The sequence below is a fragment of the Solwaraspora sp. WMMA2080 genome (assembly GCF_027497395.1).
In the GTDB taxonomy this organism is placed as follows: Bacteria; Actinomycetota; Actinomycetes; order Mycobacteriales; family Micromonosporaceae; genus Micromonospora_E.
This window is the reverse complement of record NZ_CP114910.1, coordinates 1,035,432-1,058,882: the sequence shown is the minus strand read 5'-3', so window position 1 is coordinate 1,058,882 and position 23,451 is coordinate 1,035,432. Positions and strand designations below refer to the sequence as shown.

The following is a 23,451-nucleotide window of genomic DNA, read 5'->3' as shown; positions in this document are numbered from 1 at the left end:
CATGGAACTGCTGGACGGGTCGATCACCGAGCTGACTGCCGCCGTACGGTCCGGTCAGGTGCCCGCTCGAGAGGTCGTCGACGCAGCGGTACGCCGCATCGAGGAGCGTGACGCCGGGCTCAACGCGGTGGTGGCGGTCGACTCCGGGCCGGCGTTGCGTCGCCTGGCCGCCGCCGGTGGCCGACCGGTCGGGCCGCTGGCCGGGCTGCCGTACCTGGTCAAGGATCTGCACGCCGAGGTCGCCGGCTTTCCGTTGACCCGGGGCAGCCGGCTGGCCGTCGGCCTGGCACCGGCCGGCACGAGCACGTTGCTGCGCCGGCTGGAACAGGCCGGAGCGCTGATCATCGGACGGACCAACTCGCCGGAGTTCGGGCTGAACATCACCACAGAACCGGTGCTGCACGGGCCGACCCGCAATCCGTGGCGGCCGGACCGGTCCGCCGGTGGTTCCAGCGGCGGCGCGGCGGTAGCGGTGGCCGCAGGGATGGTGCCGGCGGCGCACGCCAGCGACAGTGGCGGGTCCATCCGGATCCCGTCGGCCTGGTGCGGCACCATCGGCTTCAAGCCGACGCGGGGCCGCAACCCTGCCGGCCCGTACCGGATGGACGACTGGTCGGGGCTCAGCCACGAACACGCCATCACCCGCACCGTCGCGGACTCCGCGTTGTTGCTGTCGGTCAGCAGCGGGATGGCCGCTGGCGAGCCGTACCCGGTGGACGGTGTCCAGTGGACCGGTCCGGCTGGTTCGGGCCCCGGCCGGGTCCTACGGGTCGGACTGCTCACCGAGGCACCCGGCGGCGCCCCGGTGCATCCGGCGTACCGGGCTGCCGCCGAGTCCGTCGCCGCCGAGCTGGCCGCCGCCGGTCACCGGGTGGTCCCGATCGGGCCGGTGGAGCCGGCCGGCCGGCTCGGGCCGGTGCTCGGTGCGGTCATCGCCGGTCATCTGGCCGCCGCGGTCGACGATATCTGCGCCGCCACCGGACGGTACGCCGGGCCGGACACCCTGGAACCGGCGGTGCTCGACCTGGTGCAGCGGGGACGGCGGGCCGACGCCCGTACCCAGGTCCGGGCGACCACGGCACTGCGCCGACTCGCCGGTGAGTTGGCTGCCGTCCTCGACGGCGTGGACCTGCTGCTCAGCCCGACCACCGCGCAACCGGCGCCACCGCTCGGGCAGCTGCACACCGACCGGCCGGGCAGCGAGCTGTTCCGGGAGATCTTCGCGATCTCCCCGTTCGTGGGGATGTTCAACGTGACCGGCGGACCGGCGATCAGTCTGCCCTGGGGGCGTGACAACCTCGGGATGCCGATCGGGGTGCAGCTCGGCGGACGGCCGGGCGACGACCTCGCCGTCCTCGCCGTGGCGGCAGCGTTGGAGGCGACCCGACCCGACCTGGTCAGGCCCGGCCCGGCAGCGGCGGCCCCGGGTCACGGCGTCCCGGCCTGACCCTTGGTCAGGCCCGGCCCCGCCGGGCTGACCCTGGCCGGCCTGCGTCGGCGGGCCGACCTACCCCATTCGCTGCGGTCGGCGCAGCCAGGCAGACAGCCATGTTCGGGTGGGCGACCGGCGGACGGCCGGTGGATGAGCGGATCCCCGTCCGCGGCCTGCCAACCCAGTTGCGGCACCGCCGGTTCCGCAGGTCAACCGACAGGTCAAGATCCGAATTCGTTCGACACCCCTCTTGACATCCAACAGAGCCGGGCGTAAACAAACCTGAAGCAAAACGAAACGGTGGTGAAACCACATGTACGCCGAGGAACGGCAGCAGGAGATCGTCCGGCTGGCCCGGGCCGACGGGCGAGTCGACGTGACCGCGCTTGCCGAGTCACTCAACGTGACCGCCGAGACGATCCGGCGCGATCTCACCACCCTCGAGCGGGCCGGCGTGCTGCGTCGGGTGCACGGCGGTGCGATCCCGGTCGAACGGATCGGCTTCGAGCCCGCGCTCGCAGCCCGGGACGCGGTGCTGACCACCGAGAAGGAACGGATCGCCAAGGCCGCGCTGGCCGAGCTGCCCCACGAGGGCGCGATCATCCTGGACGCCGGCACCACCACCGCCCGGCTGGCCGCGATCCTGCCGGCCGACCGGGAACTCACCGTCGTGATCAACTCCCCGGCGCTGGCCACCGTCCTCGGTGCCCGCAGCAACCTCAACGTCCTGTTGCTGGGCGGTCGGGTACGCGGTCGCACGATGGCCACCGTCGACGACTGGGCCCTTCGCCCGCTCGCCGACGTCTACGTCGACGTGGCCTTCATCGGTACCAACGGTTGCTCCGTCGAACGTGGCCTGACCACACCCGACCCGGCCGAGGCGGCGGTCAAGCGGGCGATGATCGGCGCCGCCCGCCGGTCGGTCGTGCTGGCCGACCACACCAAGATCGGCAACGACTACCTTGCCCGGTTCGGCCGGCTCGCCGACATCGACACGCTGATCACCGACAACGGCCTCAACGCGGACCTCGTCGCCGAGGTGGAGTCGGCCGGGCCACGGGTGGTGCGGGCATGATCCTCACGCTCACCCTCAACCCCAGCCTGGACCGCGCCGTCGAGATCGACGACCTGGTCCGCGGCGAGGTCATCCGGGCCACCGGCGCCCGCCTCGACCCCGGTGGCAAGGGCGTCAACGTGTCCCGGGCGCTACTGGCCAACGGCGTACCGTCGGTCGCCGTGCTGCCCTGCGGCGGCGACGAGGGCGGTCAACTCGTCCGGCTGCTGGCCGCCGAGGGGGTCGAGGTGGTCGCCGTGCCAATCGCCGGGCAAACCCGGTCCAACATCACCCTCGCCGAGCCGGACGGCACCGTCACCAAGGTCAACGAGCCCGGTCCGACCCTGAGCCGGGACGAATTCGACGCGATCACCGCCCGGCTGCTGGACACCGCGCACCAGGCCGACTGGGTGGTGGTCTGCGGCAGTCTGCCACCCGGGCTGCCGGTGGACGGGTTCACCGCGCTGTGCCGGCAGTTGCTCGACGCCGGGCTCCGGCTCGCCGTCGACACCAGCGGCCCACCGCTGCGGGCCGCCGCCGAGGCCGGAGCCGATCTGGTCAAACCCAACCAGGAGGAGCTGGCCGAGGCCGTCGGGCGGCCGCTGGACGCCCTCGGCGACGTGGTCGACGCCGCCCGACAGGTCCGCGCATGGGGTGCCGGCACCGTGCTGGCCAGCCTCGGGGCGCAGGGTGCCGTGCTGGTCGACACCGACGGGGTACGCACCGGCGACTCCCCCGTCGACCAGCCGCGCAGCACGGTCGGCGCCGGTGACGCGCTGCTCGCCGGTTTCCTCGCCGCCGGTGCCAGCGGGCCGGACGCCCTCGCCGAAGGGCTGGCCTGGGGGGCGGCGGCGGTCAGCCTGCCGGGCAGCCGGATGCCGGGGCCGGCCGACCTGCGCCGGCACACCGTACGACTGCACCCCCGACCGGATGACCTGCAACAACTCGTCACCCAAGGATGACCCGTCACCTCGATACCCCAGACCGATCGCCTACTCCCTACCCCCGCACATAGAAGGAGCAGCAGACCATGGCCACCGACTACACACCCCAGGTGCAGGGCACCGGGGTAAAGGCCACGATCCAGAGAATCGGCGGCTACCTCGCCGGCATGGTGATGCCCAACATCGGCGCGTTCATCGCCTGGGGTCTGATCACCGCGCTGTTCATCCCCACCGGATGGATCCCCAACGCGACCATGGCCGAACTGGTCGGGCCGATGATCTCGACGCTGCTGCCGATCCTGATCGGCTACACCGGCGGCCGGCTCGTGCACGGCCAGCGCGGCGCGGTGGTCGGCGCGGTCGCCACGGTCGGCATCATCGTCGGTGCCGACGTACCGATGTTCCTCGGTGCGATGATCATCGGCCCGCTGACCGCGTACCTGCTGAAGCTCTTCGACGGCCTGGTCGAGGACAAGATTCCGGCCGGCTTCGAGATGCTGATCAACAACTTCTCCGCCGGCATCATCGGCGGTGGCATGGCACTGGTCGGTATCTGGGTGATCGGCCCGGTGGTGCAGGCCGTCACCGACGCCGCCGGCTCCGCAGTGGACTGGATGGTCGGCCACAGCCTGCTGCCGTTCGTGTCGATCCTGGTCGAGCCGGCCAAGGTGCTGTTTCTCAACAACGCGATCAACCACGGCGTGTTCGGACCGCTGGGCGTCGCCGAGGCCGCCGAAGACGGTAAGTCCATCCTGTTCATGATCGAGTCGAACCCCGGGCCGGGTCTCGGCCTGCTGGTCGCCTTCCTCCTGTTCGGGCCCCGGCTGCTGCGCGCCAGCACCCCGGCGGCGATCATCATCCACTTCCTCGGCGGCATCCACGAGATCTATTTCCCGTACGTGCTGATGAAGCCGCGGCTGATCCTCGCCATGATTGCCGGTGGCGCGGCCGGTGTCTGGACCTTCATGGTCACCGGTGCCGGTCTGGTTGCCACCCCGTCGCCGGGCAGCATCTTCGCCTACCTGGCGGTCACCCCGCGAGGGGGCTGGTTCCCGGTCCTGCTCGGCGTGATCATCTCGGCGGCGGTCTCCTTCGCGGTCGCCTCGGTGCTGCTCGGCTTCGGTCGGGGCGAGGGCAAGGAACCGGTAGAGGAGAACACCGGTCCGCAGGCCGCCACCCCGGACACGCCCGCCGCCGCGCACGCGTACCACGCCACCCCGACCGCCGGTACCCACCGGCCGACCGCCACGGAGGCATGACGATGGCCACCATCGATGCCCAGAGCATCCACAAGGTCGTCGTCGCCTGCGACGCCGGCATGGGCAGCAGCGTCATGCTCGCCAGCCAGCTGCGCAAGCAGCTCAAGAAGCAGCAGGTGACCGTCGAGCACACCCCGGTCAACTCCATTCCGGCCGACGCCGACGTCATCGTCTGCCACCAAGGGCTCGCCGACCGGGCCCGCGTCAGCGCGCCCGGCAAGGTGGTCGTCCCGGTGCAGATCTTTCTCGGCGACCCGGCCGTCGCCCGGCTGGTGGCCGTGGTGCAGCAGGGCGGCCAACTCGATGGTTGAACCGCAATCGGACCCCGGCGCTCTGCTCGAGCGCCGGGCCGTCCGGCTGAACGAACATGCCGGCGACCGGGTCGCCGCCGTGCGCCGCTGCGGCGAGGTGCTGGTCGAGCTCGGTGCGGTCACCGAGGAGTACGTCGCCGCGATGCTGCAGCGCGAGCAGTCCATCTCCACCTATGTCGGGGAAGGTGTGGCGATCCCGCACGGCACCCTGGCCGGCAAGGAGGCGGTACGCCGCGACGCGCTCGCCGTGCTGCGCTTCCCCGACGGGGTGGACTGGGCCGGATCCCCGGTCACCGTCTGCGTGGCGATCGCGGCGCGCGGCGACGGCCACGTGGAGTTGCTCGCCGCCCTCGCCCAGATCCTGCTCGACCCGGAACAGGCCCGCGAGCTGCGTGAGGCCACCGAGATCGACGACGTGCTCCGGCTGCTCGCGCCGGTAGGAGAGGAGAGCTCCACATGAAGGTCGTCCGGTTCCACTCCCCCGGCGACGTCCGGATCGAGGCGGCACCGCAGCCGCAGCCCGGCCCCGGCGACGTGTTGATCCGCGTCCGGGCCTGTTCGACCTGCGGCACCGACGTCAAGATCCGCAACTACGGTCACCACCACCTCGCCCCGCCCCGGGTGATGGGCCACGAGATTGCCGGCGAGGTCGTCGAGGTCGGCGCCGAGGTCGCCGGGTGGCACGCCGGCGACCGGATCCAGGTGATCGCGGCCATCCCGTGCGGCACCTGCGGCGAGTGCCGGCGCGGCCGGATGACGGTCTGCCCCAACCAGGAGTCGATGGGCTACCACTACGACGGTGGGTTCGCCGAGCACATGGTGGTCCCGGCCAAGGTGCTCGCCGTCGACGGGCTCAACCGCATCCCGGACGGGGTCGGCTACGCCGAGGCGTCGGTGGCCGAGCCGCTCGCCTGCGTACTCAACGGGCAGAACCTGGCCCGGGTCGGCCCGGGCGACGACGTCGTCATCATGGGCTCCGGCCCGATCGGCTGCCTGCACGTACGGCTGGCCCGCTCGCGCGGCGCCGCCCGGGTCTTCCTGGTCGATGTCAACCGTGAGCGGCTCGATCTGGCCGCCGCGCTGGTGCATCCCGACGCCACCGTCTGCGGTGCCGAAACCGACGTGATCGACGAGATCAAGAAGTTGACCGACGGACGCGGCGCCGATGTGGTGATCACCGCGACCGCCGCCGGCGTCGCCCAGGAACAGGCGCTGCAGATGACCGCCCGGCAGGGCCGGATCAGCTTCTTCGGCGGTCTACCCAAGGACAAGCCGGTCATCGCCTGCGACTCCAACCTGGTGCACTACCGGGAGCTGACCATCGTCGGTGCCAACGGCTCCAGCCCGTCGCACAACGCCGAGGCGCTCGCCCTGATCGCCAGCGGCGCGGTTCCGGTCGCCGATCTGATCACCCACCGGCTGCCGTTGGACCGTGCCCTCGACGCCTTCGACGTGGTCGCCCGCGGCGAAGCCATCAAAGTCACCATCGAGCCCTGACCCGGGAACCCAACGAACCCGTGACCCGGGAACCCAACGAACCCTGACCCCACCAGGGACAAAGGAGGCAGACATGCCTACCCGTACCGTCACCGTCGGCTCCGCCAGCGGCCTGCACGCCCGGCCCGCCGCGTTGTTCGTCGCCGCCGCCGCAACCGCACCGGTGCCGGTGATGATCAGCACCGCCGGCCGACCGGCGGTGCCGGCCCGCAGCATGCTCTCGGTGCTCTCCCTCGGCGTGAAGCAGGGCACCGAGGTAACCCTGGAGGCCGACGGTGACGGCGCCGACGCCGCGCTCGACGAGCTTGCCGCGTTGCTCGCCCGCGACCTCGACGCCGAGCCCGGCGGTGACGGCGCCGGTGCCACGGCGGCCGGTCGTGGCTGAGCTGCACACCGGGCTCGGCGTCAGCACCGGGCTGGCCGCCGGCCCGATCCACCGGGTGGCCAAGGCACCCAGGCTGCCCGCGCCGGTGCCGGTCGACGACCCAGCAGCCGAGGCGGACCGGGCGGTCGCCGCGCTGGTGGCGGTCGCCACCGAGCTGGGCCGGCGGGCCAGCACCGCGACCGACCCGACGGCGGCGGAGATCCTGCGGGCGCAGGTGATGATGGCTGAGGACCCGGTGCTGCACGAGGCGGCACGTGCCCGCGTGGCCGCCGGTGCCGGCGCGCCGCACGCCATCGACGCCGCGCTCGCCGAGCACCGGGCGGCGTTCGCGGCCGCCGGCGGGTACCTCGCCGAACGGGTCGCCGACCTGGACGACCTGCGCGACCGGGCGGTCGCGGTCTGCCTGGGCGAACCGATGCCCGGCGTGCCCGACCCGGGCGTGCCGTTCATCCTCAGCGCCCAGGACCTGGCCCCGGCCGACACCGCCGGGCTCGACCCGGCCCGGGTGCTCGCCCTGGTCACCGCAGCCGGCGGGCCGACCAGCCACACCACCATCGTGGCCCGCGCGCTCGGGTTGCCGGCGATCGTACGGTGCCCGGGCATTCTCGACGTGCCGGACGGCACCCTGGTCACCGTGGACGGCACCACCGGCGACGTCACCGCCGGAGTCGACGACGACACCGTCGCCGAGACCCGCCGACGGGAACAGCACCGCCGGGCGGAACTGGCCGCCACCAGCGGCCCGGGACGCACTGCCGACGGACATTCGGTGGCCCTGCTGGCCAACGTCGGCTCCGCCGCCGACCTCATCGACGATGTGGAAGGCGTCGGCCTGTTCCGCACCGAACTGCTCTACCTGGACCGGGCCGAGCCGCCCGGCCACGACGAGCAGGTCACCGCGTACGCGAAGGTGTTCACCGCCGCCGGTGACCGCAAGGTGGTGCTGCGGACCCTGGACGCCGGTGCGGACAAGCCGTTGCCGTTCCTGCACGCCGGCGAAGAGCCGAACCCGGCGCTCGGCGTACGCGGGCTACGGACCGCCCAGCGCCGCCCCGAGGTGCTGCGCACCCAGCTCGACGCGATCGCACAGGCCGCCGGGGCCACCGGAACCGAGGTGTGGGTGATGGCACCGATGGTGACCACGCCGGCGGAGGCGGCCGAGTTCGTCGAGCTGGCCCGCGCCGTCGGGCTACCCACGGTAGGCGTGATGGTGGAGGTGCCGGCTGCCGCGCTGCGGGCCGGGGCGCTGCTGCAGCACGTCGACTTCCTCAGCATCGGGACCAACGACCTGAGCCAGTACGCATTCGCCGCCGACCGGCTCTGCGGCGACCTGGCCGACCTGCTCGACCCGTGGCAGCCGGTCCTGCTGGAGCTGATCGCCACCTGCGCGCAGGCCGGCGCGGCCGCCGGCAAACCGGTCGGGGTCTGCGGTGAGGCGGCCGCGGACCCGGCCCTGGCTGTGGTGCTGACCGGGCTCGGGGTGTCCAGCCTGTCGATGTCGGCCCGGTCGGTGCCGGCAGTGCGGGCCGCGCTCGCCGCGCACACCCTGGACGACTGTCAGCGCCTGGCCCGGGCCGCGCTGGCCGCGCCGGACGCGGCGGCCGCCCGCGCGGCGGTCTCAGCCGGCCCGGCCGCCGGCTGACCGCCGGTCGACGTTGACGCGGCCGCGGACCGGCCGCAGGATCAGTGCATGAGTCGGACGATCCTGGTCACCGGGGCGCGACGCGGCATCGGCGCGGCCCTCGCGACCGGTCTCGCCACACCCGGGACAGCCCTGGTGCTGCACCACCTGGCCGCCGCCGACGAGGCAGAGACCGTCGCCGCACGGTGCCGGGCGGCCGGCGCGCACGCCCGGATCGTCGAGGCGGACCTGTCGGTCCCCGCCGAGGTGCTGGCCTTGGCCGAGGCGGCTGGGCCGGTCGACGTACTGGTCAACAACGCGGCGCGGGCGTCCAACGTCTGGATCGACGAGTTGCCGCTGGCCGAATGGGAGGCGACGTTCGCGGTCAACGTCACCGCCCCGATGCTGCTCAGCCAGGCCTTGGCGGCGGGGATGCGGGCCCGTGGCGGCGGCCGGATCATCAACGTCACCTCGGCCACGGTCCGCCTGGGCGGCCCGTCCGGGCCGTCGTACGTGTCGAGCAAGGCAGCACTGGTCGGTCTCACCCGTTCGCTGGCCCGCGCGTTCGGACCCGACGGCACGACGGTCAACGCGATCTCGCCGGGCGCGATCCGAACCGAGGGCGAACGAGAACTCGCCGGGAACGCCCCGGTCGACGAGGCCGCGGTCGACGCCGCGATCCTGCACCGGCAGGCGGTGCAGCGCCGGCTCGACCCCGACGACATGGTCTCCACCGCCCGCTTCCTCGCCAGCCCCGACTCCGGTGCGGTCACCGGCCAGGTGATCGAGGTCGGTGGCGGGCTGGTACACCGCTGACCCGCCGGGTACAGGCGTTCATCCGCTGGTCAGCGTCGCTCGACGGTGCTGTTCACCTGTGCCGAGGATGCTGCGGCTCGTCTGATCCCCGCAGCGTGGAGGCATCGTGTCCAGACCGATCTGGCAGTTCACCGCGATCGTCGCGGTCCTGACCCTACTGATGGGCGCGGCGGCGCCGTCCGGGGCGAGCGCCGGCGCTGGTGCCGACCCGGTCCTGCTCACCGAACCGTTCCTGCAGTCCCCGGCGAAGAACTCCGTCCGGGTTGTCTGGCTGACTGAGTTCGCCGGTCGGCACCACGTCGTGGTGGTCGGTGACCGGGCCGACGAGCTCAACCGGGCCGAGCTACGGGCCGCGGCCACCGGCGGCAAGATCCGGGGCGTACGGGTGTTCCGGGCCCGGACCGGCGAGTTGTCCCGGGTGGCGGAGGACGCCGCCTCGCAGATCCCGGACCCGCCGACGCAGATCACCCGGCGGCACATCTGGCGGCACGAGGCGACCGTACGCGGCCTCGGCGTGGGCAGCCGGACGCCGTACCGGGTGGTGTCAATCGAGCGTGGTGCGATGGTCGCTTCCGACACCTACACCCTGGCGCCCGCCGCCGCCCCCGGCCAGCCGCAGAAGATCCTGCTGACCAGCGACCACCAGTCGATGCCGAACACCCCGGCCAACCTGCAGAAAGCGGTCGAGACGGTCGGCCGGGTCGACGCGGTGTTCCTCGCCGGGGACCTGGTCAACATCCCGGACCGGGCCTCGGAGTGGTTCGACGACCAGCGCGGCGGGGCGTTCTTCCCGGCGCTGCAGGGCCGGGCGTCGCGTACGGTCGGCGGGGTCACCTGGACCGGCGGTGAGATCCTGCAGCACGCGCCGATCTTCCCGGCGATCGGCAACCACGAGGTGCAGGGCCGCAGTGGGCTGCCGACGCTGAACGAGTCGTTCAACGCGCCGGTGCCGCGTGAGGTGGCCGAGGCGGCATACCGCAAGGTCGCCAGGCAGGTGAACCCGCGGAACAACCGCAAGATCAAGGAACGCTGGATCCTGGAGAACTCGTTCAACACCGAGACCTACGAGGAGATTTTCTCCCTGCCGACCAGCGGGCCGGGCGGGGAGCGCTGGTACGCGACGACCGTCGGCGACGTCCGGTTGATCTCGCTGTACGCCACCCGGATCTGGCGGGGCACCGGTATCGCCGCCGACCCGGCGAACTGGCAGCGGACCCGGTACACCGAGGCACCGGCGAGCACCGACGACCTGCTCGCCCAGGGCTGGGGTTCGCACATCTTCGAGGAAATCGGCGTCGGCAGCCGGCAGTACCGGTGGTTGCAGCGTGAGGTGGCCAGCCGGCAGTTCCGGGACGCGAAGTACACGGTGGTGATGCTGCACGAGGGCCCACACGGGCTGGGCGACAACGTCAACCCGCCGTTCACCGACCCGGTGCGCACCGAGCAGACCGACACCGACGGCAACCCCCTGGTCCGGTACGACTACCCACAGGCGGACAACGTGCTGACCCGTGACGTCGCCCCGCTGCTGGAGTCCGCCGGGGTGAACCTGGTGCTCAACGGCCACTCACACCTGTGGAACCGGTTCACTGCCGAGTCCGGCACCCACTACCTGGAGACCTCTAACGTGGGCAACTCGTACGGTGCGTTCCACCCGCTGTCGGGCCGGTCCCGGCCGGTCCCGCCGGCGCCGTGGAACCCGGACAACTACCTGGCCCAGGGCAACCCGGGCGGGTTGGAGCCGCAGGTGCCGACGGTCGCGCCGCTGACCGACCCGGCCGGTACGCCGTTGCCGTTCGTGCAGAGCAACGACTACTCGGTGTTCAGCGTCCTGGACACCGGCACCGGCGAGGTGACCAGCTACCGCTACGACATGCGTACCCCCGATGTCGCACCGGTCGTGCTGGACCGGTTCCCGCTCGGCGCCTGATCGGTGACTGTCGCGGCGGCGCGGGCGAACAGTTGGTCGACCCGGGCCGCCTCGGCGGCGCTCGGGTAGGCGTTGCGGCAGGACACCGGCGCGCTGCTGCCGGACATCAGGTCGGAGCAGAGCCCGGTACGCCGGTCCGGCAGCCCGAGGATGTGTCCCCACTCGTGGGTGGCGATCCGGGTCCGGTCGTAGCCCTGGTCCACTGCCTGGGTACCCATGTAGATGCGGCCGGCGCCCAGCCGGGTGACGTACGCCCGGGGCCAGCCGCTGTCGACGTAGATGACGACCGACGCCGGGCTGCCCGGCTGCAGCCGGACGTTGTCCACGCTGCTGTTCCAGATCTGCGCGGCCTGGGCGAAGTTGGTCGCGAACTGGCCGGCGCGGCTCGCGTCGTAGTAGATCGTGGTCACTGCGGCCGAGGCCGGCGCGGTGGCCACGACCTGGACACCGATCAGCGACAGGATGACGGTGACCGTCGCGAGGATCGCCCGGACGGTGCGTTGTCTCGGCATGGCATGCCTCCTTGGAAACGGGCCGCGATACCGGCTGGCATCGACTGACATCGCTCACCGTAGACCGGCTTAATCGACACACACCTATCCCATTTCGCTCATAGCGCATCCCGCTGGTTGAGCCTCGCGGCGCACCCGGCAGGCCGGACTCGACGTGACGACTCGCACAGCACGGACCCCCGGCGGCGAATGACTACTTGAAGAAGTCTTCAATTGCACACATGCCAGTGCCGCTCTACCAGAAGAAGGCCGAGTTCTTCCGTATGCTCGGGCACCCGGTGCGGATCCGGGTGCTCGAACTGCTCGGCGAGCGCCCCCGCCAGGTCCGCGAACTGCTCGCCGAGATCGACGTCGAGACGTCCAACCTGTCCCAACAGCTCGCGGTGCTGCGCCGGGCCGGCATCGTGGTCTCCAGCCGGGACGGCTCCGCCGTGACCTACGCCCTGGCCGGGCCGGACGTCGCGGACCTGATGCGGGCGGCCCGGCGGATCCTCACCGAGATGCTGGTCGACCAGACCGAGTTGCTGGCCGAACTGCGGGACGCGTCGGCCCATGCCCCGTCAGGACGCGGATGAACGCCGTCGCCGGGGGGCGCCGGCTGCTGCCGCAGGCCACCGACTGGCGGGCGGTCCGCCGGCAACCGGGCCGGGACCTGCTCGCCGGGCTCACCGTGGCGGTCGTGGCCCTGCCGCTCGCCCTCGGCTTCGGTGTCGCCTCCGGGTTGGGCGCCACCGCCGGGCTGGTCACCGCTGTGGTCGCCGGTGCCCTCGCGGCGGTCTTCGGCGGGTCGAACCTGCAGGTCTCCGGGCCCACCGGGGCGATGACGGTGGTGCTGGTGCCGATCGTGGCGCAGTTCGGTCCGGGCGGTGTGCTCACCGTCGGGCTGCTGGCCGGGGTGATCCTGATCCTGCTGGCACTGGTCCGGGCGGGTCAGGTCGCCCGGTACATGCCGGCCCCGGTGATCGAGGGCTTCACCGCCGGCATCGCGGGGGTGATCCTGCTGCAGCAGATCCCGACGGCGCTCGGCGTGGACGTCCACGGCGACCGGGTGCTGCCGCTGGTCGGGCAGGCGGTGGCGGCGTTCGTCCGGCAGCCGCAGTGGCCGTCGTTGCTGATCGCCCTCGCCGTCGCCGCCGCGATGCTGACCGGGGCGCGGTGGCGGCCAACTGTGCCGTTCTCGCTGCTCGCGGTTGCCGCAGCGACCGTCACGACGATGCTGTCCGGATTGCCGGTGCCGACCATCGGCGCACTGCCGGCCACCCTGCCGGCACCGTCGCTGGCGTTCCTGGACCTGGCGGCGGTGCCGGCACTGGCGACCGCGGCGATCGCGGTCGCCGCCCTGGCCGCGTTGGAGAGCCTGCTGTCGGCCACAGTGGCGGACGGCATGTCGGTCGGGCAGCGGCACGATCCCGACCGGGAACTGTTCGGCCAGGGCGTGGCCAACCTGGTGACACCGCTGTTCGGCGGGGTCCCGGCCACCGCGGCGATCGCCCGGACGGCGGTCAACGTCCGGGCTGGTGCCGCCTCCCGACTGGCCGCGCTGTCGCACGCGCTGATCCTCGCGCTGCTCATGTTCGTGGCGGCTCCGCTGGTCAGCCGAATCCCGTTGGCCGCGCTGGCCGGGGTGCTGATCGCCACCGCCATCCGGATGGTCGAGGTGAGCGCGCTGGCCGCACTGGCCCGAGCCTCGCGTTCCGACGGGCTGGTGATGGCGCTCACCGCAGCGACCACCGTCCTGCTGGACCTGGTCACCGCCGTGCTGGTGGGCCTGGTCGTGGCCGGCGGGCTGGCGCTGCGCAGGATCGCCCAGGCGGTACGGCTGGATCGGGTGCCGCTGGACACCGGCGACCACCACGCCGAGGAGCAGGCGCTGCTGGCCGAGCACATCGTGGCGTACCGGCTGGACGGGCCGTTGTTCTTCGCCGCCGCCCACCGGTTCCTGCTGGAGCTGTCCGACGTCGCCGAGGTACGGGTGGTGATCCTACGGATGTCTCGCGTGTCCACCATCGATGCCTCCGGCGCCTTGGTGCTGCGCGACGTGGTGCAGCGGCTGGAGCGACGGGGCATCACCGTCTATCTGTCCGGGATCCGGGACGGACACCACAAGGCGCTCACCGCGTTCGGGCTGCTCCCCCGGCTGAGCGGACTCAACCGGGTCTTTCCCGACACTCCGGAGGCGATCGCCGCCGCCCGGCAGATCATCGGGGCGGACCGATAGCTCCGCATGACAGTCGAGCTGGCCGCGCAGGTGGGCGCCGGGCGTCCGCTGCGTGATCAGGCGGCTTCCACGCGGAGACCGGCCGGATATTATTCAGACCCGTACACAACCTCGCATAAGTGTGGTGCATGTGCAGTGGCACGTGCAGGTGCATTTGCATCTCCTCGCCCACGCATGCATGATTCCCCTATGTCGATCTCACGTTCACGACACGTGACGAGCCGCGATCAGCGACCGGGACTTTGGGCAGACCTCGCTGACCGTCTTGAGGCGTACTGGTGAAAGCCAGCAGCCTGACGGCCCGCGCGTGCAGCACTCCATAGGCTCACCCGTAGTGGCACTGCTGCTGGGAATCGAACTGCTTCTGGTCGGGTTCTCCATCGGTGACGATGACGAACACGATGAGCACCGGGATCGCGGTCAACGACGCCGCCGACAGCTGCACGTTCCACATCGGCCCGCCGTACGCGTCGACGAGCTGGGTCAACGCCTGCGGCAGGGTGAGCTTCTCCGGGGTGGACAGGAACACGATCGGCTCCAGGTAGAGGTTCCAGCCGTGCAGGAAGGTGAAGATCGCCACCGCGCCGAACGCCGGGCAAGCCAACGGCAGCGCGATCCGCCAGAAGAACATCACCGAGTCGTCGTACGCCCGTTGCCCGGCGTACCCGACTACCGCCGCTCGGCGGCACCGGCATTCGGCACCGACCGCGGCCGGTGGTACATGCCCTGCGAGGCCGGCCAGCGGGGCAGCACCAGGGTCGCGGTGGACGGGGCGATCTGACAGGACGTCCAGGGCGACCGCTGGCTGGTGGGGTGAGGGGCGCCCCCGTTCCGCGCCCCTCACCGCACCAGCGGCATCAAGGTCGGCCACTGCAACGGGTTGGTCAACCTCAAGTCGTGATCGTATACTGACTCGGCGTACGGTCGTCAACCGATATTAACCGACAACGCTAACGTGGCTAATCTTAGCTGTAGTTCCGGACCAGATCTTAGCTGCACATCCGACGGAGGTAGCCGTGACGGGCGGCACCACCCCCCCTGGCGGATCGGGATCCAGCCTCGCCGACAAGCTCAACCTGCTTTTCGAGACGGTCCGGCCGGCCCGCCGCGACCCGTACACCTCACGGGAGGTGGCCGACGCCATCCGCGACCGGGGCGGTTCCATCTCCGACGTGTACATCTGGCAGCTGCGCACCGGTCGACGGACCAACCCGACCAAGGAGCATCTGGAGGCGCTCGCCGACTTCTTCGACGTGGACCCGGCGTACTTCTTCGACCGGCGTCGCTCCGGCGAAATCGAACGGGACCTGCATGCGCTGCAGGCGATGCGCAACCTCAAGGTGCGCGCGGTCGCGACCCGGCTGAGTACGCTGCCCGAGGCGCAACTCGACGCGGTCGGCGAGATCCTCGACCGGGTGGTCCAGGCGCTTCAGACCCGCCACGCCGAGGGCGGCCCCGGTGCCGAAGGACGGCAGGACCCGTGATCGTCCTGCAGTGGCGAAGGACGGACCAAGCTGAGGGAAGCACGGATATGAAGTCATCCCCGCTGCGCCGGACCTGCCGCAGTCGGCTGCGTCAGCTCGAGGAACAGGGCCTGCGGACGCCCCGGCCGTTCGATGCGCCACAACTGTGCCAGCGGGTCGGTGCGGTGCTCGGCCAGCAGATCACCCTGGTCGGCGTGCCAATGCCCGCCGGTGCGCCGTTCGGCCTGACCTTCTTCACCGACGCCGGTCATGTCGTCGCCTACGAGGAACGCACCAGCCGGGTGCACCGGGACCACATCATCGCCCACGAGATCGGCCACATCCTACTCGGCCACCGTGCCCTCGCCCTCGACGACCAGGAGGCCAGCCAACTGCTGATGCCGGCACTGCGCCCCACCCTGGTGCACCGGGTACTCGCCCGGACCGGGGTGTACAGCCGGAGCGAGGAACAGGAGGCCGAGATGATGGCGACCATCCTGCTGGAGGCCGCCGCCCGCGAGACCGACCTCGGATCGGCTCCCGCCCACGACGAAGCCGGGCCGGTCACCGACGCCGCGTTGGCGGCCCGGCTGCGGCACGGGCTCGAACCACCGCCCCGGTGAGCGCCGATGGACACCCCACTGTACGCGGTCTGCGCGGCCGCCGGCTGGCTCGCCTTCGGCTACAAACTGCGTGACCTGCGGCGGGACCGCGACAACCGGGTGCTGAGGGCGATGGTGTACGCCTTCTGTTCGTTCGCCGCCGGTGTGACCGTCGCCGTCCGGCCGGTCGCCGAGGCGGTGGACCGGATCACCGGGCTGCCGAACCTGGCCAAGCTGCTGGCGCACGCCGGGGTGATGGGGGTCGCGGCCAACTCCGAGATCCTGCTGCTGTTCCTGGCCCTGCCGCCGACGGTCGCGGCCCGCCGGGTCCGGCGTCGGGTGATCGCCTCGGTGACCGCGTCCGGACTGCTCACCGCACTCTGGGCGTCCACGTTGACCGGTGCCGCACCGGTCCGGTTGGTGGTCGAGGACGCCGCTCATCCGGCGGTCGCCGGCTACCTGGTCGTCTACCTGGTCGTCTTCGTCTGCTACGCCACCGACCTGGCCCGGCTCTGCTGGCGCTTCTCCCTGGTCACGCCACGTCGGTGGCTCCGTCGTGGACTGCGGATCACCGCCTTCGGCGCGGCCGCCGCACTACTGTACTGCGCCACCAAGGCCGGCTACCTGATCGCCTACCGGATCGGCCGGGAACCGGCCGGCGAACCGCAGATCGCGGCGGTCCTGGTGACCGTCGGTGCGCTCGCCATGCTGATCGGGCTCACCCTGCCGACCTGGGGTCCCATGGTGGACACCGGGCGGGCCTGGTTGCGGCGGCACCGGTCGTGGCACCGATTGGCGCCACTGTGGCGGGCGGTCAGCGCGGCGCAACCGCACCTGGTCCTCGACGACCGGGCCCACCACCGGCGGGTGGCCCTACGCGACATCGACTACGCGCTGCACCGCCGGATCACCGAGATCCGGGACGGCCGGTTGGCACTGCGCCCGTACATTGACTGTCGGATCGCGCCGACGGCCGACCGGCTGGCCGCGGCTGCCGGCCTGGCCGGCACCGACCGCGCGGCGCTGGTCGAGGCGGCGATGATCGCCGCCGGGACGCGGCAGGCCGCCACCGGCGGGCCGGTGCGGGAGCCGGACTTCTCCGAGCCGCACGATCCGCCGAACGGCTATTCTGGCGAGGTCGCCTGGTTGAGTCGGGTGGCCGAGTGGTTCAGCCGCTCTCCGCTGGTCGGCCAGGTGCTGGCCGCCGATGCGTCGTCGCCCGAGCTACGGCCCGCGCCGCCGCCATACCGATCCTGAACGGGGTCTTCGTGCAGCCGCACCGCTACGCCGACCTCCGGCGGATCCGTATCCTCGACCCGCAGCACGACTACCTCGAGATCTATCAGACGATGGTGCGATACGAGTTCCCGTGGGACAGCAAACTCGGCCTGAACCTGGCGTTCAACCGCTCCTTCTCGCTGCCCCGGGTCGCCGCCGTGCACGTGCGCACCGGTGAGCTGCTGCACCACACGCGCAAGCGGATCGACGACACCGGATTGCTGATGTACGAAGTGATGCTGCACGGTTTCGACGCCCCGCGCGGTCGCGACGCGATCCGGCGGACCAATCAGATCCACCGCCACTACGACATTGCCGACGACGACTACCGCTACGTCCTCGGCTGTCTGGTGGTCGTCCCGATCCGCTGGCTGGAGCGGTACGGCTGGCGGCGGCCCTGCTGCCATGAACGGACCGCCGCCTACCACTACTACCAGGAGCTAGGCCGAAGGATGGGCATCCGGGACATTCCGGGCTCCTTCCGCGAGTTCGCCACCTGGTTCGACGGCCGCGACCGGACGCATCTGCGCTACAACGACGACGCCGCCTCGATCGAGCGGGCCACCCGGGCGCTGCTGCGCGGCAAGATTCCGCGACCGCTCGCGCCGGTCGGTGACGCGCTGGTCGCCGCCATGTACGACGAACGGCTGCGGGCCGCGACCGGGGTAGCCACGCCGAGCCCGGCGGTGCGCGCGGGCCTGCACGTCGGGCTGCGGCTACGCGCCGCGATGCTGCGCTGGGCCGGCCGACCTCGGCAGACCCCGCTGTTCGCCGACGGAATCCACACACCTACGTATCCGGACGGATACGACATATCCCGGCTCGGCCCGGTCACGACGCAACCCGGCCATCACACCCAGGGATCGTCGTAGTCGAGCAGACACGCTAAGTCGATCACGTTCGGTGGATGTGGTCACAGTCCGGGTACGGGTCCGACCATCAGTGCGACGCACCCTTAACATCCCGTGCATGACGGTGCCATCCGAGAGCCTCGACCCGGCCGCTGGATTCCCACCGGCCACGCCGGACGACTGGCGACGGCTCGCGCTCGGCGTCCTGCGCAAGTCGGGCGCCGCCGGCCCGGACACCCCGGCCGAATCCGTGGACGAACTGCTGGCCACCACCACCTACGACGGCGTCCGGATCGCCCCGCTGCACACCCGGCAGGCGGCCCCACCGGGGGTCGGGGTGCCCGGTACGGCACCGTACGTACGCGGTGCCCAGGCCCGGCGCGACGGTGGCGGCGCGGGCGGCACCGACCCGGCCGCGACGGTTGCCGGCTGGGACGTCCGGCAGCGGTACGTCGACCCGGATCCGAAGGCGGTCCGGGAGGCGGTGCTGACCGACCTCGCCAACGGTGCCACCTCGGTCTGGATCGATCTGAGCGCGGGCGGCCTGCGCGCGAGCGACCTGCCGGAGGCGCTCGACGGGGTCCACCTCGGCCTCGCTCCGGTGGTGCTCGACGCCGGCGCGGACAGCGTCGCCGCGGCCGAGGCGTTGCTCGCGCTCGCCGACGACCGGAGCGTCGAACGCGACGCCCTGGCCGGCTGCCTGGGCGCCGACCCGCTCGGCTGGCAGGCCCGCACCGGCCAGGCCGGCGACCTCGCGCAACTCGCCGTCCTCGCCGGGTACGCCGAGCGGTCGCCGATGCTGCGTACAGTCACTGTGGACGCCACCGCGTACCACGACGCGGGCGGTGGCGACGCCCAGGAGATCGGCTGCGCCCTGGCCACCGGGCTGGCCTATCTCCGGGCCCTCACCGACGCCGGGCTCGACCTACCGGCCGCCTTCGGGCAACTGGAGTTCCGCTTCGCCGCCACCACCGACCAATTCGCCACCATCGCCAAGCTGCGCGCCGCTCGGCAGGCCTGGGCCCGGGTCGGGCAGCTCTGCGGGGTGCCCGAGGCAGGTCGGCAGCGGCAGCACGCGGTCACCTCCGCCGCGATGATGACCGCCCGGGATCCGTGGGTGAACATGCTGCGCACCACCGTCGCCTGCTTCGCGGCCGGGGCCGGCGGGGCGGACGCGGTCACTGTCGCGCCGTTCGACGCCCGACTGGGGCTGCCGGACGGCTTCGCCCGGCGGATCGCCCGCAACACCCAGTCGGTGCTGCTCGCCGAGGCGCACCTCGGCCGGGTGCTGGACCCGGCCGGCGGGTCCTGGTACATCGAACAGCTCACCGCGGACCTGGCGGCGGCCGCCTGGGACTGGTTCACCGAGATCGAGCGGGCCGGCGGGGCCGCCGCCGCGCTGTCCGCCGGGCTGATCGCCGACCGCATCGACGACACCTGGCGGCGTCGGGCCGACAACCTGGCGCGCCGGCGGGACCCGGTCACCGGGGTCAGCGAGTTCCCCAACCTGGACGAGCGACTGCCCGCCCGTACCCCGGCGCCCGTACCGCCCGGCGGCGGCCTGCCGCGACGGTTCCACGCCGGGGCGTTCGAGGCCCGGCGGGACCGGGCCGACGCGTACCTGGCGGCCACCGGTTCCCGGCCGAGCGTCTTCCTGGCCACCCTGGGCCCGCTCGCGGCGCACAGCGCCCGTGCCGGGTTCGCCGGCAACCTCTTCGCCGCCGGTGGGATCGCCACCACCCGGGGCGGCGACCCGGCCGACGATCCGGCGGCGATCGCCGCCGCGTTCGCCGCCGACCCGTCCGCCGTGGCCTGCATCTGCGGCACCGACGCCAGCTACGCGGCGGCAGCGGCGCCGCTGGCCGCCGCGCTGGCCGCCGCCGGGGCCCGGCGGGTCTGGCTGGCCGGTCGGCCCGGTGACCATGCCCAGGTAGACGGCTACCTGTACGCCGGCTGCGACGCGACGGCCGTCCTCGACGCCACGTTCGACGACCTGGAGGTCCCCCGATGATCCCGGACTTCACGCAGGCCACACTGCTGCCACCGGACGCCGCGGGCAGCGTCGGCGGGCCGGCCGCGGCACCGGGCCCGCAGCCGCCCGGGCCGAGCTGGCACACGCCGGAGGGGATCGAGGTCGCGCCGCTGTACACCGCGGCGGACACCGCCGACCTGACCTTCCTCGACACGGTGCCCGGCGTCCCGCCGTACCTGCGCGGACCGTACCCGACGATGTACACCACTCAGCCGTGGACGATTCGCCAGTACGCCGGGTTCTCCACCGCTGAGGAGTCCAACGCCTTCTACCGGCGCAACCTGGCCGCCGGACAGAAGGGCCTGTCCATCGCCTTCGACCTGGCCACCCACCGGGGGTACGACTCCGACCACCCCCGGGTCGCCGGGGACGTGGGGATGGCCGGGGTCGCGGTGGACTCCATTCACGACATGCGCCAGCTGTTCGACGGCATCCCCCTGGACCGGATGAGCGTGTCGATGACCATGAACGGCGCGGTGCTGCCGGTCCTGGCGCTGTACATCGTCGCCGCCGAGGAACAGGGCGTGCCGCCGGAGAAACTCACCGGGACGATCCAGAACGACATCCTCAAGGAGTTCATGGTCCGCAACACCTACATCTACCCGCCTGGGCCGTCGATGCGGATCATCTCCGACATCTTCGCCTACACCTCGGCACGGATGCCCCGCTTCAACTCGATCTCGATCTCCGGCTACCACATCCAGGAGGCCGGGGCGACCGCCGACCTGGAGCTGGCGTACACCCTCGCCGACGGCGTCGAATACCTGCGGGCCGGGCAGGCCGCCGGGTTGGCGGTGGACACCTTCGCGCCCCGGTTGTCGTTCTTCTGGGCGATCGGGATGAACTTCTTCATGGAGGTCGCCAAGTTGCGGGCCGCCCGGCTGCTGTGGGCCCGGCTGGTCCGCGACGCCGGCGCCACCAACCCGAAGTCGTTGAGTCTGCGCACCCACTGCCAGACCTCCGGTTGGTCACTGACCGCGCAGGACGTGTTCACCAACGTGGTCCGCACCTGTGTGGAGGCGATGGCGGCCACCCAGGGGCACACCCAGTCGCTGCACACCAACGCCCTGGACGAGGCCCTGGCGCTGCCGACCGACTTCTCCGCCCGGATCGCCCGCAACACCCAGTTGCTGCTGGCCCAGGAGTCCGGCACCAACCGGGTGATCGATCCGTGGGGTGGCAGCTACTACCTGGAACGGCTCACCCACGACCTCGCCGGGCGGGCCTGGCAGCACATCCAGGAGGTGGAGGCCGCCGGTGGGATGGCACGGGCGATCGACGAAGGGCTGCCCAAGCTGCGGATCGAGGAGGCCGCCGCCCGTACCCAGGCCCGGATCGACTCCGGCCGGCAACCGGTGATCGGGGTGAACCGGTTCCGGCCGGACGCCGACGAGCCGATCGAGGTGCTCAAGGTCGACAACACGGCGGTACGGGCCGCGCAGCTGGAGAAGCTGCGGCGGCTGCGCGCCGAGCGGGACGGGGCGGCGTGCGACGCGGCGCTGGCCGCGCTGACCCGTGCCGCCGACGCCGGGCCCGACTCCGGCGGTGAACCACTGTCCGGCAACCTGCTCGGGTTGGCGGTCGACGCCGCGCGGGCCGGGGCCACCGTCGGGGAGATCTCCGCCGCGCTGGAGCGGGTGTACGGCCGGCACGCGGCGCAGATCCGTACCATCAGCGGGGTGTACCGACAGGAGGCGGGCGCGGTGGCCGGGATCGACCGGGCCCGGGCCGCAACCGACGCGTTCGCCGTCGCCGAGGGACGCCGGCCCCGGATCCTGGTGGCGAAGATGGGCCAGGACGGGCACGACCGGGGACAGAAGGTGGTCGCCACCGCATTCGCCGATCTCGGCTTCGACGTCGACGTGGGTCCGCTGTTCCAGACCCCGGCCGAGGTCGCCCGACAGGCCGTCGAGGCCGACGTGCACCTGGTCGGCGTCAACTCCCTCGCCGCCGGGCATCTGACCCTGGTGCCGGCGCTGCGCGACGAACTGGCCGCCCTCGGCGGGGACGACATCATGGTGATCGTCGGCGGGGTGGTGCCGCCGCAGGACTTCGAGGCGCTGCACGCCGCCGGTGCGGCGGCGATCTTCCCGCCCGGCACGGTGCTGGCCGACGCCGCGGTGGACCTGCTCGCCGAACTGTCCCGTCGGCTGGGGCACGACACCGCCGAGGCCGGATGACCGGCGGACGACGCGCGCCGGCGCCGGTGGCCGACTACGTCGCCGGAGTGCGTGCGGCGGCACCGGCGTGGCTGGCCCGGGCGATCACCCTGGTCGAGTCGACCCGGCCGGACCACCGGGCACACGCCCAGCAGGTGCTGGTGGCGCTGGCCCCGTACGCCGGGCAGGCCCGGCGGGTCGGGGTGACCGGCGTACCCGGGGTCGGCAAGTCCACCTTCATCGACGCGCTCGGGTCCCGGCTGACCGGCGACGGGCACCGGGTCGCGGTGCTGGCGGTCGACCCGTCGTCGGCCCGAAGTGGCGGCAGCATCCTCGGCGACAAGACCCGGATGGCCCGGCTGGCCGTTGACCCGGCCGCGTTCGTCCGCCCGTCGCCGACCGCCGGCACGCTCGGCGGGGTGGCCCGCGCCACCCGGGAGGCGATGGTGGTGGTGGAGGCAGCCGGCTACGACGTGGTGCTGGTGGAGACCGTCGGGGTCGGACAGTCCGAGACGACCGTTGCCGAGATGGTCGACACGTTTCTGCTGCTTACCCTGGCCCGCACCGGTGACCAGCTGCAGGGCATCAAGAAGGGTGTGCTGGAGCTCGCCGACGTCGTGGTGGTGAACAAGGCCGACGGCGCGCATGCGACGGAGGCCCGGTCCGCCGCACGTGAGCTGGCCGGGGCGTTACGGATGCTGCGCGGCGGGCACGACGACTGGGCCGTCCCGGTGCTCACCGCCAGCGGCCGGGACGGGACCGGGTTGGCCGAGGTGTGGCAGCAGGTGACCGCCCACCAGGACCGGCGGCGGGCCAGCGGGGAGCTGGACCGGCACCGCCGGCAGCAGCAGCTGCGCTGGGTCTGGGCGATGGTGCGCGACGGGTTGCTGGACCAGCTGCGCGGGCATCCGGCGGTGGTCGCGCTGACCCCGCAGACCGAGAAGCGGGTGCTCGCCGGGGAAATCACTCCCGCGCAGGCCGCGGCCCAGCTGCTGGCGGCGTTCACCGGGCCCGTCGACGGCGGGGGCGACCGGTCGAGCGGTCGGGGGGTGACCGGACGCTGAGCAGCCCCGGGCTGACCGGCGGC

At 72.3% G+C, this 23,451-nt stretch carries 22 protein-coding genes; 20 read left to right on the top strand and 2 right to left on the bottom strand.

All coding sequences use genetic code 11. The annotated features are described in order from the left end of the window. Position 1: 1 nt before the first annotated feature. The 11 genes from O7543_RS04565 (at position 2) to O7543_RS04515 (ending at position 11,249) form a co-directional block, all read left to right on the top strand. Complete coding sequence (locus tag O7543_RS04565; protein ID WP_281555016.1) at positions 2-1,447, top strand: amidase; 1,446 nt, start codon at positions 2-4, stop codon at positions 1,445-1,447. A gap of 298 nt (positions 1,448-1,745) precedes the next feature. Then, the gene (locus O7543_RS04560) at positions 1,746-2,507 is read left to right on the top strand and encodes a DeoR/GlpR family DNA-binding transcription regulator (RefSeq protein ID WP_281555017.1); all 762 of its coding nucleotides are present in this window, start codon (positions 1,746-1,748) and stop codon (positions 2,505-2,507) included. Further along, the gene (gene pfkB, locus O7543_RS04555) at positions 2,504-3,448 is read left to right on the top strand and encodes a 1-phosphofructokinase (protein WP_281555018.1); all 945 of its coding nucleotides are present in this window, start codon (positions 2,504-2,506) and stop codon (positions 3,446-3,448) included. Before O7543_RS04560 ends, pfkB begins: the two co-directional genes overlap by 4 nt. Positions 3,449-3,516: 68 nt before the next feature. Continuing rightward, positions 3,517-4,689 (top strand): PTS mannitol transporter subunit IICB, encoded by a 1,173-nt coding sequence (locus tag O7543_RS04550; RefSeq protein WP_281555019.1) that lies wholly within the window; start codon positions 3,517-3,519, stop codon positions 4,687-4,689. Positions 4,690-4,691: 2 nt separating this feature from the next. Beyond that, positions 4,692-5,000, top strand: a complete 309-nt coding sequence (locus O7543_RS04545; RefSeq protein WP_281555020.1) for a PTS lactose transporter subunit IIB — start codon at positions 4,692-4,694, stop codon at positions 4,998-5,000. Beyond that, complete coding sequence (locus O7543_RS04540) at positions 4,993-5,460, top strand: PTS sugar transporter subunit IIA (protein ID WP_281555021.1); 468 nt, start codon at positions 4,993-4,995, stop codon at positions 5,458-5,460. The genes O7543_RS04545 and O7543_RS04540 overlap by 8 nt, the downstream gene beginning before the upstream one ends. After that, a complete protein-coding gene (locus tag O7543_RS04535; RefSeq protein ID WP_281555022.1) occupies positions 5,457-6,497 on the top strand; it encodes a zinc-dependent dehydrogenase in 1,041 nt (346 codons plus the stop codon). Before O7543_RS04540 ends, O7543_RS04535 begins: the two co-directional genes overlap by 4 nt. Before the next feature lie 73 nt (positions 6,498-6,570). Next, positions 6,571-6,882, top strand: coding sequence for an HPr family phosphocarrier protein (locus O7543_RS04530; protein ID WP_281555023.1), 312 nt, complete (start codon positions 6,571-6,573; stop codon positions 6,880-6,882). Next, positions 6,875-8,524 carry a phosphoenolpyruvate--protein phosphotransferase gene (ptsP, locus tag O7543_RS04525; RefSeq protein WP_281555024.1) on the top strand — a complete coding sequence of 550 codons (1,650 nt, stop codon included), beginning with the start codon at positions 6,875-6,877 and terminating at the stop codon, positions 8,522-8,524. Before O7543_RS04530 ends, ptsP begins: the two co-directional genes overlap by 8 nt. A 48-nt stretch (positions 8,525-8,572) precedes the next feature. Beyond that, positions 8,573-9,319 (top strand): SDR family oxidoreductase, encoded by a 747-nt coding sequence (locus O7543_RS04520; RefSeq protein WP_281555025.1) that lies wholly within the window; start codon positions 8,573-8,575, stop codon positions 9,317-9,319. A gap of 106 nt (positions 9,320-9,425) precedes the next feature. After that, the gene (locus O7543_RS04515; protein ID WP_281555026.1) at positions 9,426-11,249 is read left to right on the top strand and encodes a metallophosphoesterase; all 1,824 of its coding nucleotides are present in this window, start codon (positions 9,426-9,428) and stop codon (positions 11,247-11,249) included. Here O7543_RS04515 and O7543_RS04510 read toward each other — a convergent pair. Continuing rightward, positions 11,186-11,761: a snapalysin family zinc-dependent metalloprotease gene (locus O7543_RS04510; RefSeq protein ID WP_281555027.1), complete on the bottom strand. Its 576-nt coding sequence runs from the start codon at positions 11,759-11,761 to the stop codon at positions 11,186-11,188. The genes O7543_RS04515 and O7543_RS04510 overlap by 64 nt on opposite strands. A 221-nt stretch (positions 11,762-11,982) precedes the next feature. Between O7543_RS04510 and O7543_RS04505 the strand changes: the two genes are divergently transcribed. Further along, positions 11,983-12,336: a metalloregulator ArsR/SmtB family transcription factor gene (locus O7543_RS04505; protein WP_281555028.1), complete on the top strand. Its 354-nt coding sequence runs from the start codon at positions 11,983-11,985 to the stop codon at positions 12,334-12,336. Further along, the gene (locus tag O7543_RS04500; protein WP_281555029.1) at positions 12,333-13,979 is read left to right on the top strand and encodes a SulP family inorganic anion transporter; all 1,647 of its coding nucleotides are present in this window, start codon (positions 12,333-12,335) and stop codon (positions 13,977-13,979) included. The genes O7543_RS04505 and O7543_RS04500 overlap by 4 nt, the downstream gene beginning before the upstream one ends. A 325-nt stretch (positions 13,980-14,304) precedes the next feature. Here the strand turns inward: O7543_RS04500 and O7543_RS04495 are convergent, their stop codons facing one another. Continuing rightward, a complete protein-coding gene (locus O7543_RS04495; RefSeq protein WP_281555030.1) occupies positions 14,305-14,613 on the bottom strand; it encodes a hypothetical protein in 309 nt (102 codons plus the stop codon). Between the two features lie 382 nt (positions 14,614-14,995). On the opposite strand from O7543_RS04495, the gene O7543_RS04490 reads away from it, so the two are divergent. The 7 genes from O7543_RS04490 to meaB all read left to right on the top strand — a co-directional run bounded on the left by O7543_RS04490 (position 14,996) and on the right by meaB (position 23,428). Further along, positions 14,996-15,463: a helix-turn-helix domain-containing protein gene (locus O7543_RS04490; RefSeq protein WP_281555031.1), complete on the top strand. Its 468-nt coding sequence runs from the start codon at positions 14,996-14,998 to the stop codon at positions 15,461-15,463. Between the two features lie 47 nt (positions 15,464-15,510). Beyond that, complete coding sequence (locus O7543_RS04485; protein ID WP_281555032.1) at positions 15,511-16,065, top strand: hypothetical protein; 555 nt, start codon at positions 15,511-15,513, stop codon at positions 16,063-16,065. Between the two features lie 6 nt (positions 16,066-16,071). After that, entirely contained in the window at positions 16,072-17,301 is a 1,230-nt protein-coding gene (locus tag O7543_RS04480) for an MAB_1171c family putative transporter (RefSeq protein ID WP_281555033.1), read from the top strand. A gap of 11 nt (positions 17,302-17,312) precedes the next feature. Beyond that, positions 17,313-18,194, top strand: a complete 882-nt coding sequence (locus O7543_RS04475) for an oxygenase MpaB family protein (protein ID WP_281555034.1) — start codon at positions 17,313-17,315, stop codon at positions 18,192-18,194. A gap of 97 nt (positions 18,195-18,291) precedes the next feature. Continuing rightward, on the top strand, positions 18,292-20,184 hold the full coding sequence (locus tag O7543_RS04470; protein WP_281555035.1) for a methylmalonyl-CoA mutase subunit beta: 1,893 nt from the start codon (positions 18,292-18,294) through the stop codon (positions 20,182-20,184). Then, entirely contained in the window at positions 20,181-22,385 is a 2,205-nt protein-coding gene (scpA, locus tag O7543_RS04465; protein WP_281555036.1) for a methylmalonyl-CoA mutase, read from the top strand. Before O7543_RS04470 ends, scpA begins: the two co-directional genes overlap by 4 nt. After that, positions 22,382-23,428, top strand: a complete 1,047-nt coding sequence (gene meaB / locus O7543_RS04460) for a methylmalonyl Co-A mutase-associated GTPase MeaB (protein WP_281555037.1) — start codon at positions 22,382-22,384, stop codon at positions 23,426-23,428. The genes scpA and meaB overlap by 4 nt, the downstream gene beginning before the upstream one ends. Positions 23,429-23,451 lie beyond the last annotated feature (23 nt).

What these genes read in the sequence shown, in the direction of transcription:
- O7543_RS04540 (WP_281555021.1), top strand. Translation starts at nt 4,993, where the DNA reads ATGGTTGAACCGCAATCGGACCCCGGCGCTCTGCTCGAGCGCCGGGCC.
- O7543_RS04565 (WP_281555016.1), top strand. Translation starts at nt 2, where the DNA reads ATGGAACTGCTGGACGGGTCGATCACCGAGCTGACTGCCGCCGTACGG.
- O7543_RS04530 (WP_281555023.1), top strand. Translation starts at nt 6,571, where the DNA reads ATGCCTACCCGTACCGTCACCGTCGGCTCCGCCAGCGGCCTGCACGCC.
- O7543_RS04480 (WP_281555033.1), top strand. Translation starts at nt 16,072, where the DNA reads ATGGACACCCCACTGTACGCGGTCTGCGCGGCCGCCGGCTGGCTCGCC.
- pfkB (WP_281555018.1), top strand. Translation starts at nt 2,504, where the DNA reads ATGATCCTCACGCTCACCCTCAACCCCAGCCTGGACCGCGCCGTCGAG.
- O7543_RS04535 (WP_281555022.1), top strand. Translation starts at nt 5,457, where the DNA reads ATGAAGGTCGTCCGGTTCCACTCCCCCGGCGACGTCCGGATCGAGGCG.
- O7543_RS04510 (WP_281555027.1), bottom strand. Translation starts at nt 11,761, where the DNA reads ATGCCGAGACAACGCACCGTCCGGGCGATCCTCGCGACGGTCACCGTC.
- O7543_RS04470 (WP_281555035.1), top strand. Translation starts at nt 18,292, where the DNA reads ATGACGGTGCCATCCGAGAGCCTCGACCCGGCCGCTGGATTCCCACCG.
- O7543_RS04500 (WP_281555029.1), top strand. Translation starts at nt 12,333, where the DNA reads ATGAACGCCGTCGCCGGGGGGCGCCGGCTGCTGCCGCAGGCCACCGAC.
- scpA (WP_281555036.1), top strand. Translation starts at nt 20,181, where the DNA reads ATGATCCCGGACTTCACGCAGGCCACACTGCTGCCACCGGACGCCGCG.
- O7543_RS04520 (WP_281555025.1), top strand. Translation starts at nt 8,573, where the DNA reads ATGAGTCGGACGATCCTGGTCACCGGGGCGCGACGCGGCATCGGCGCG.
- O7543_RS04545 (WP_281555020.1), top strand. Translation starts at nt 4,692, where the DNA reads ATGGCCACCATCGATGCCCAGAGCATCCACAAGGTCGTCGTCGCCTGC.
- O7543_RS04560 (WP_281555017.1), top strand. Translation starts at nt 1,746, where the DNA reads ATGTACGCCGAGGAACGGCAGCAGGAGATCGTCCGGCTGGCCCGGGCC.
- O7543_RS04550 (WP_281555019.1), top strand. Translation starts at nt 3,517, where the DNA reads ATGGCCACCGACTACACACCCCAGGTGCAGGGCACCGGGGTAAAGGCC.
- O7543_RS04485 (WP_281555032.1), top strand. Translation starts at nt 15,511, where the DNA reads ATGAAGTCATCCCCGCTGCGCCGGACCTGCCGCAGTCGGCTGCGTCAG.
- meaB (WP_281555037.1), top strand. Translation starts at nt 22,382, where the DNA reads ATGACCGGCGGACGACGCGCGCCGGCGCCGGTGGCCGACTACGTCGCC.
- O7543_RS04505 (WP_281555028.1), top strand. Translation starts at nt 11,983, where the DNA reads ATGCCAGTGCCGCTCTACCAGAAGAAGGCCGAGTTCTTCCGTATGCTC.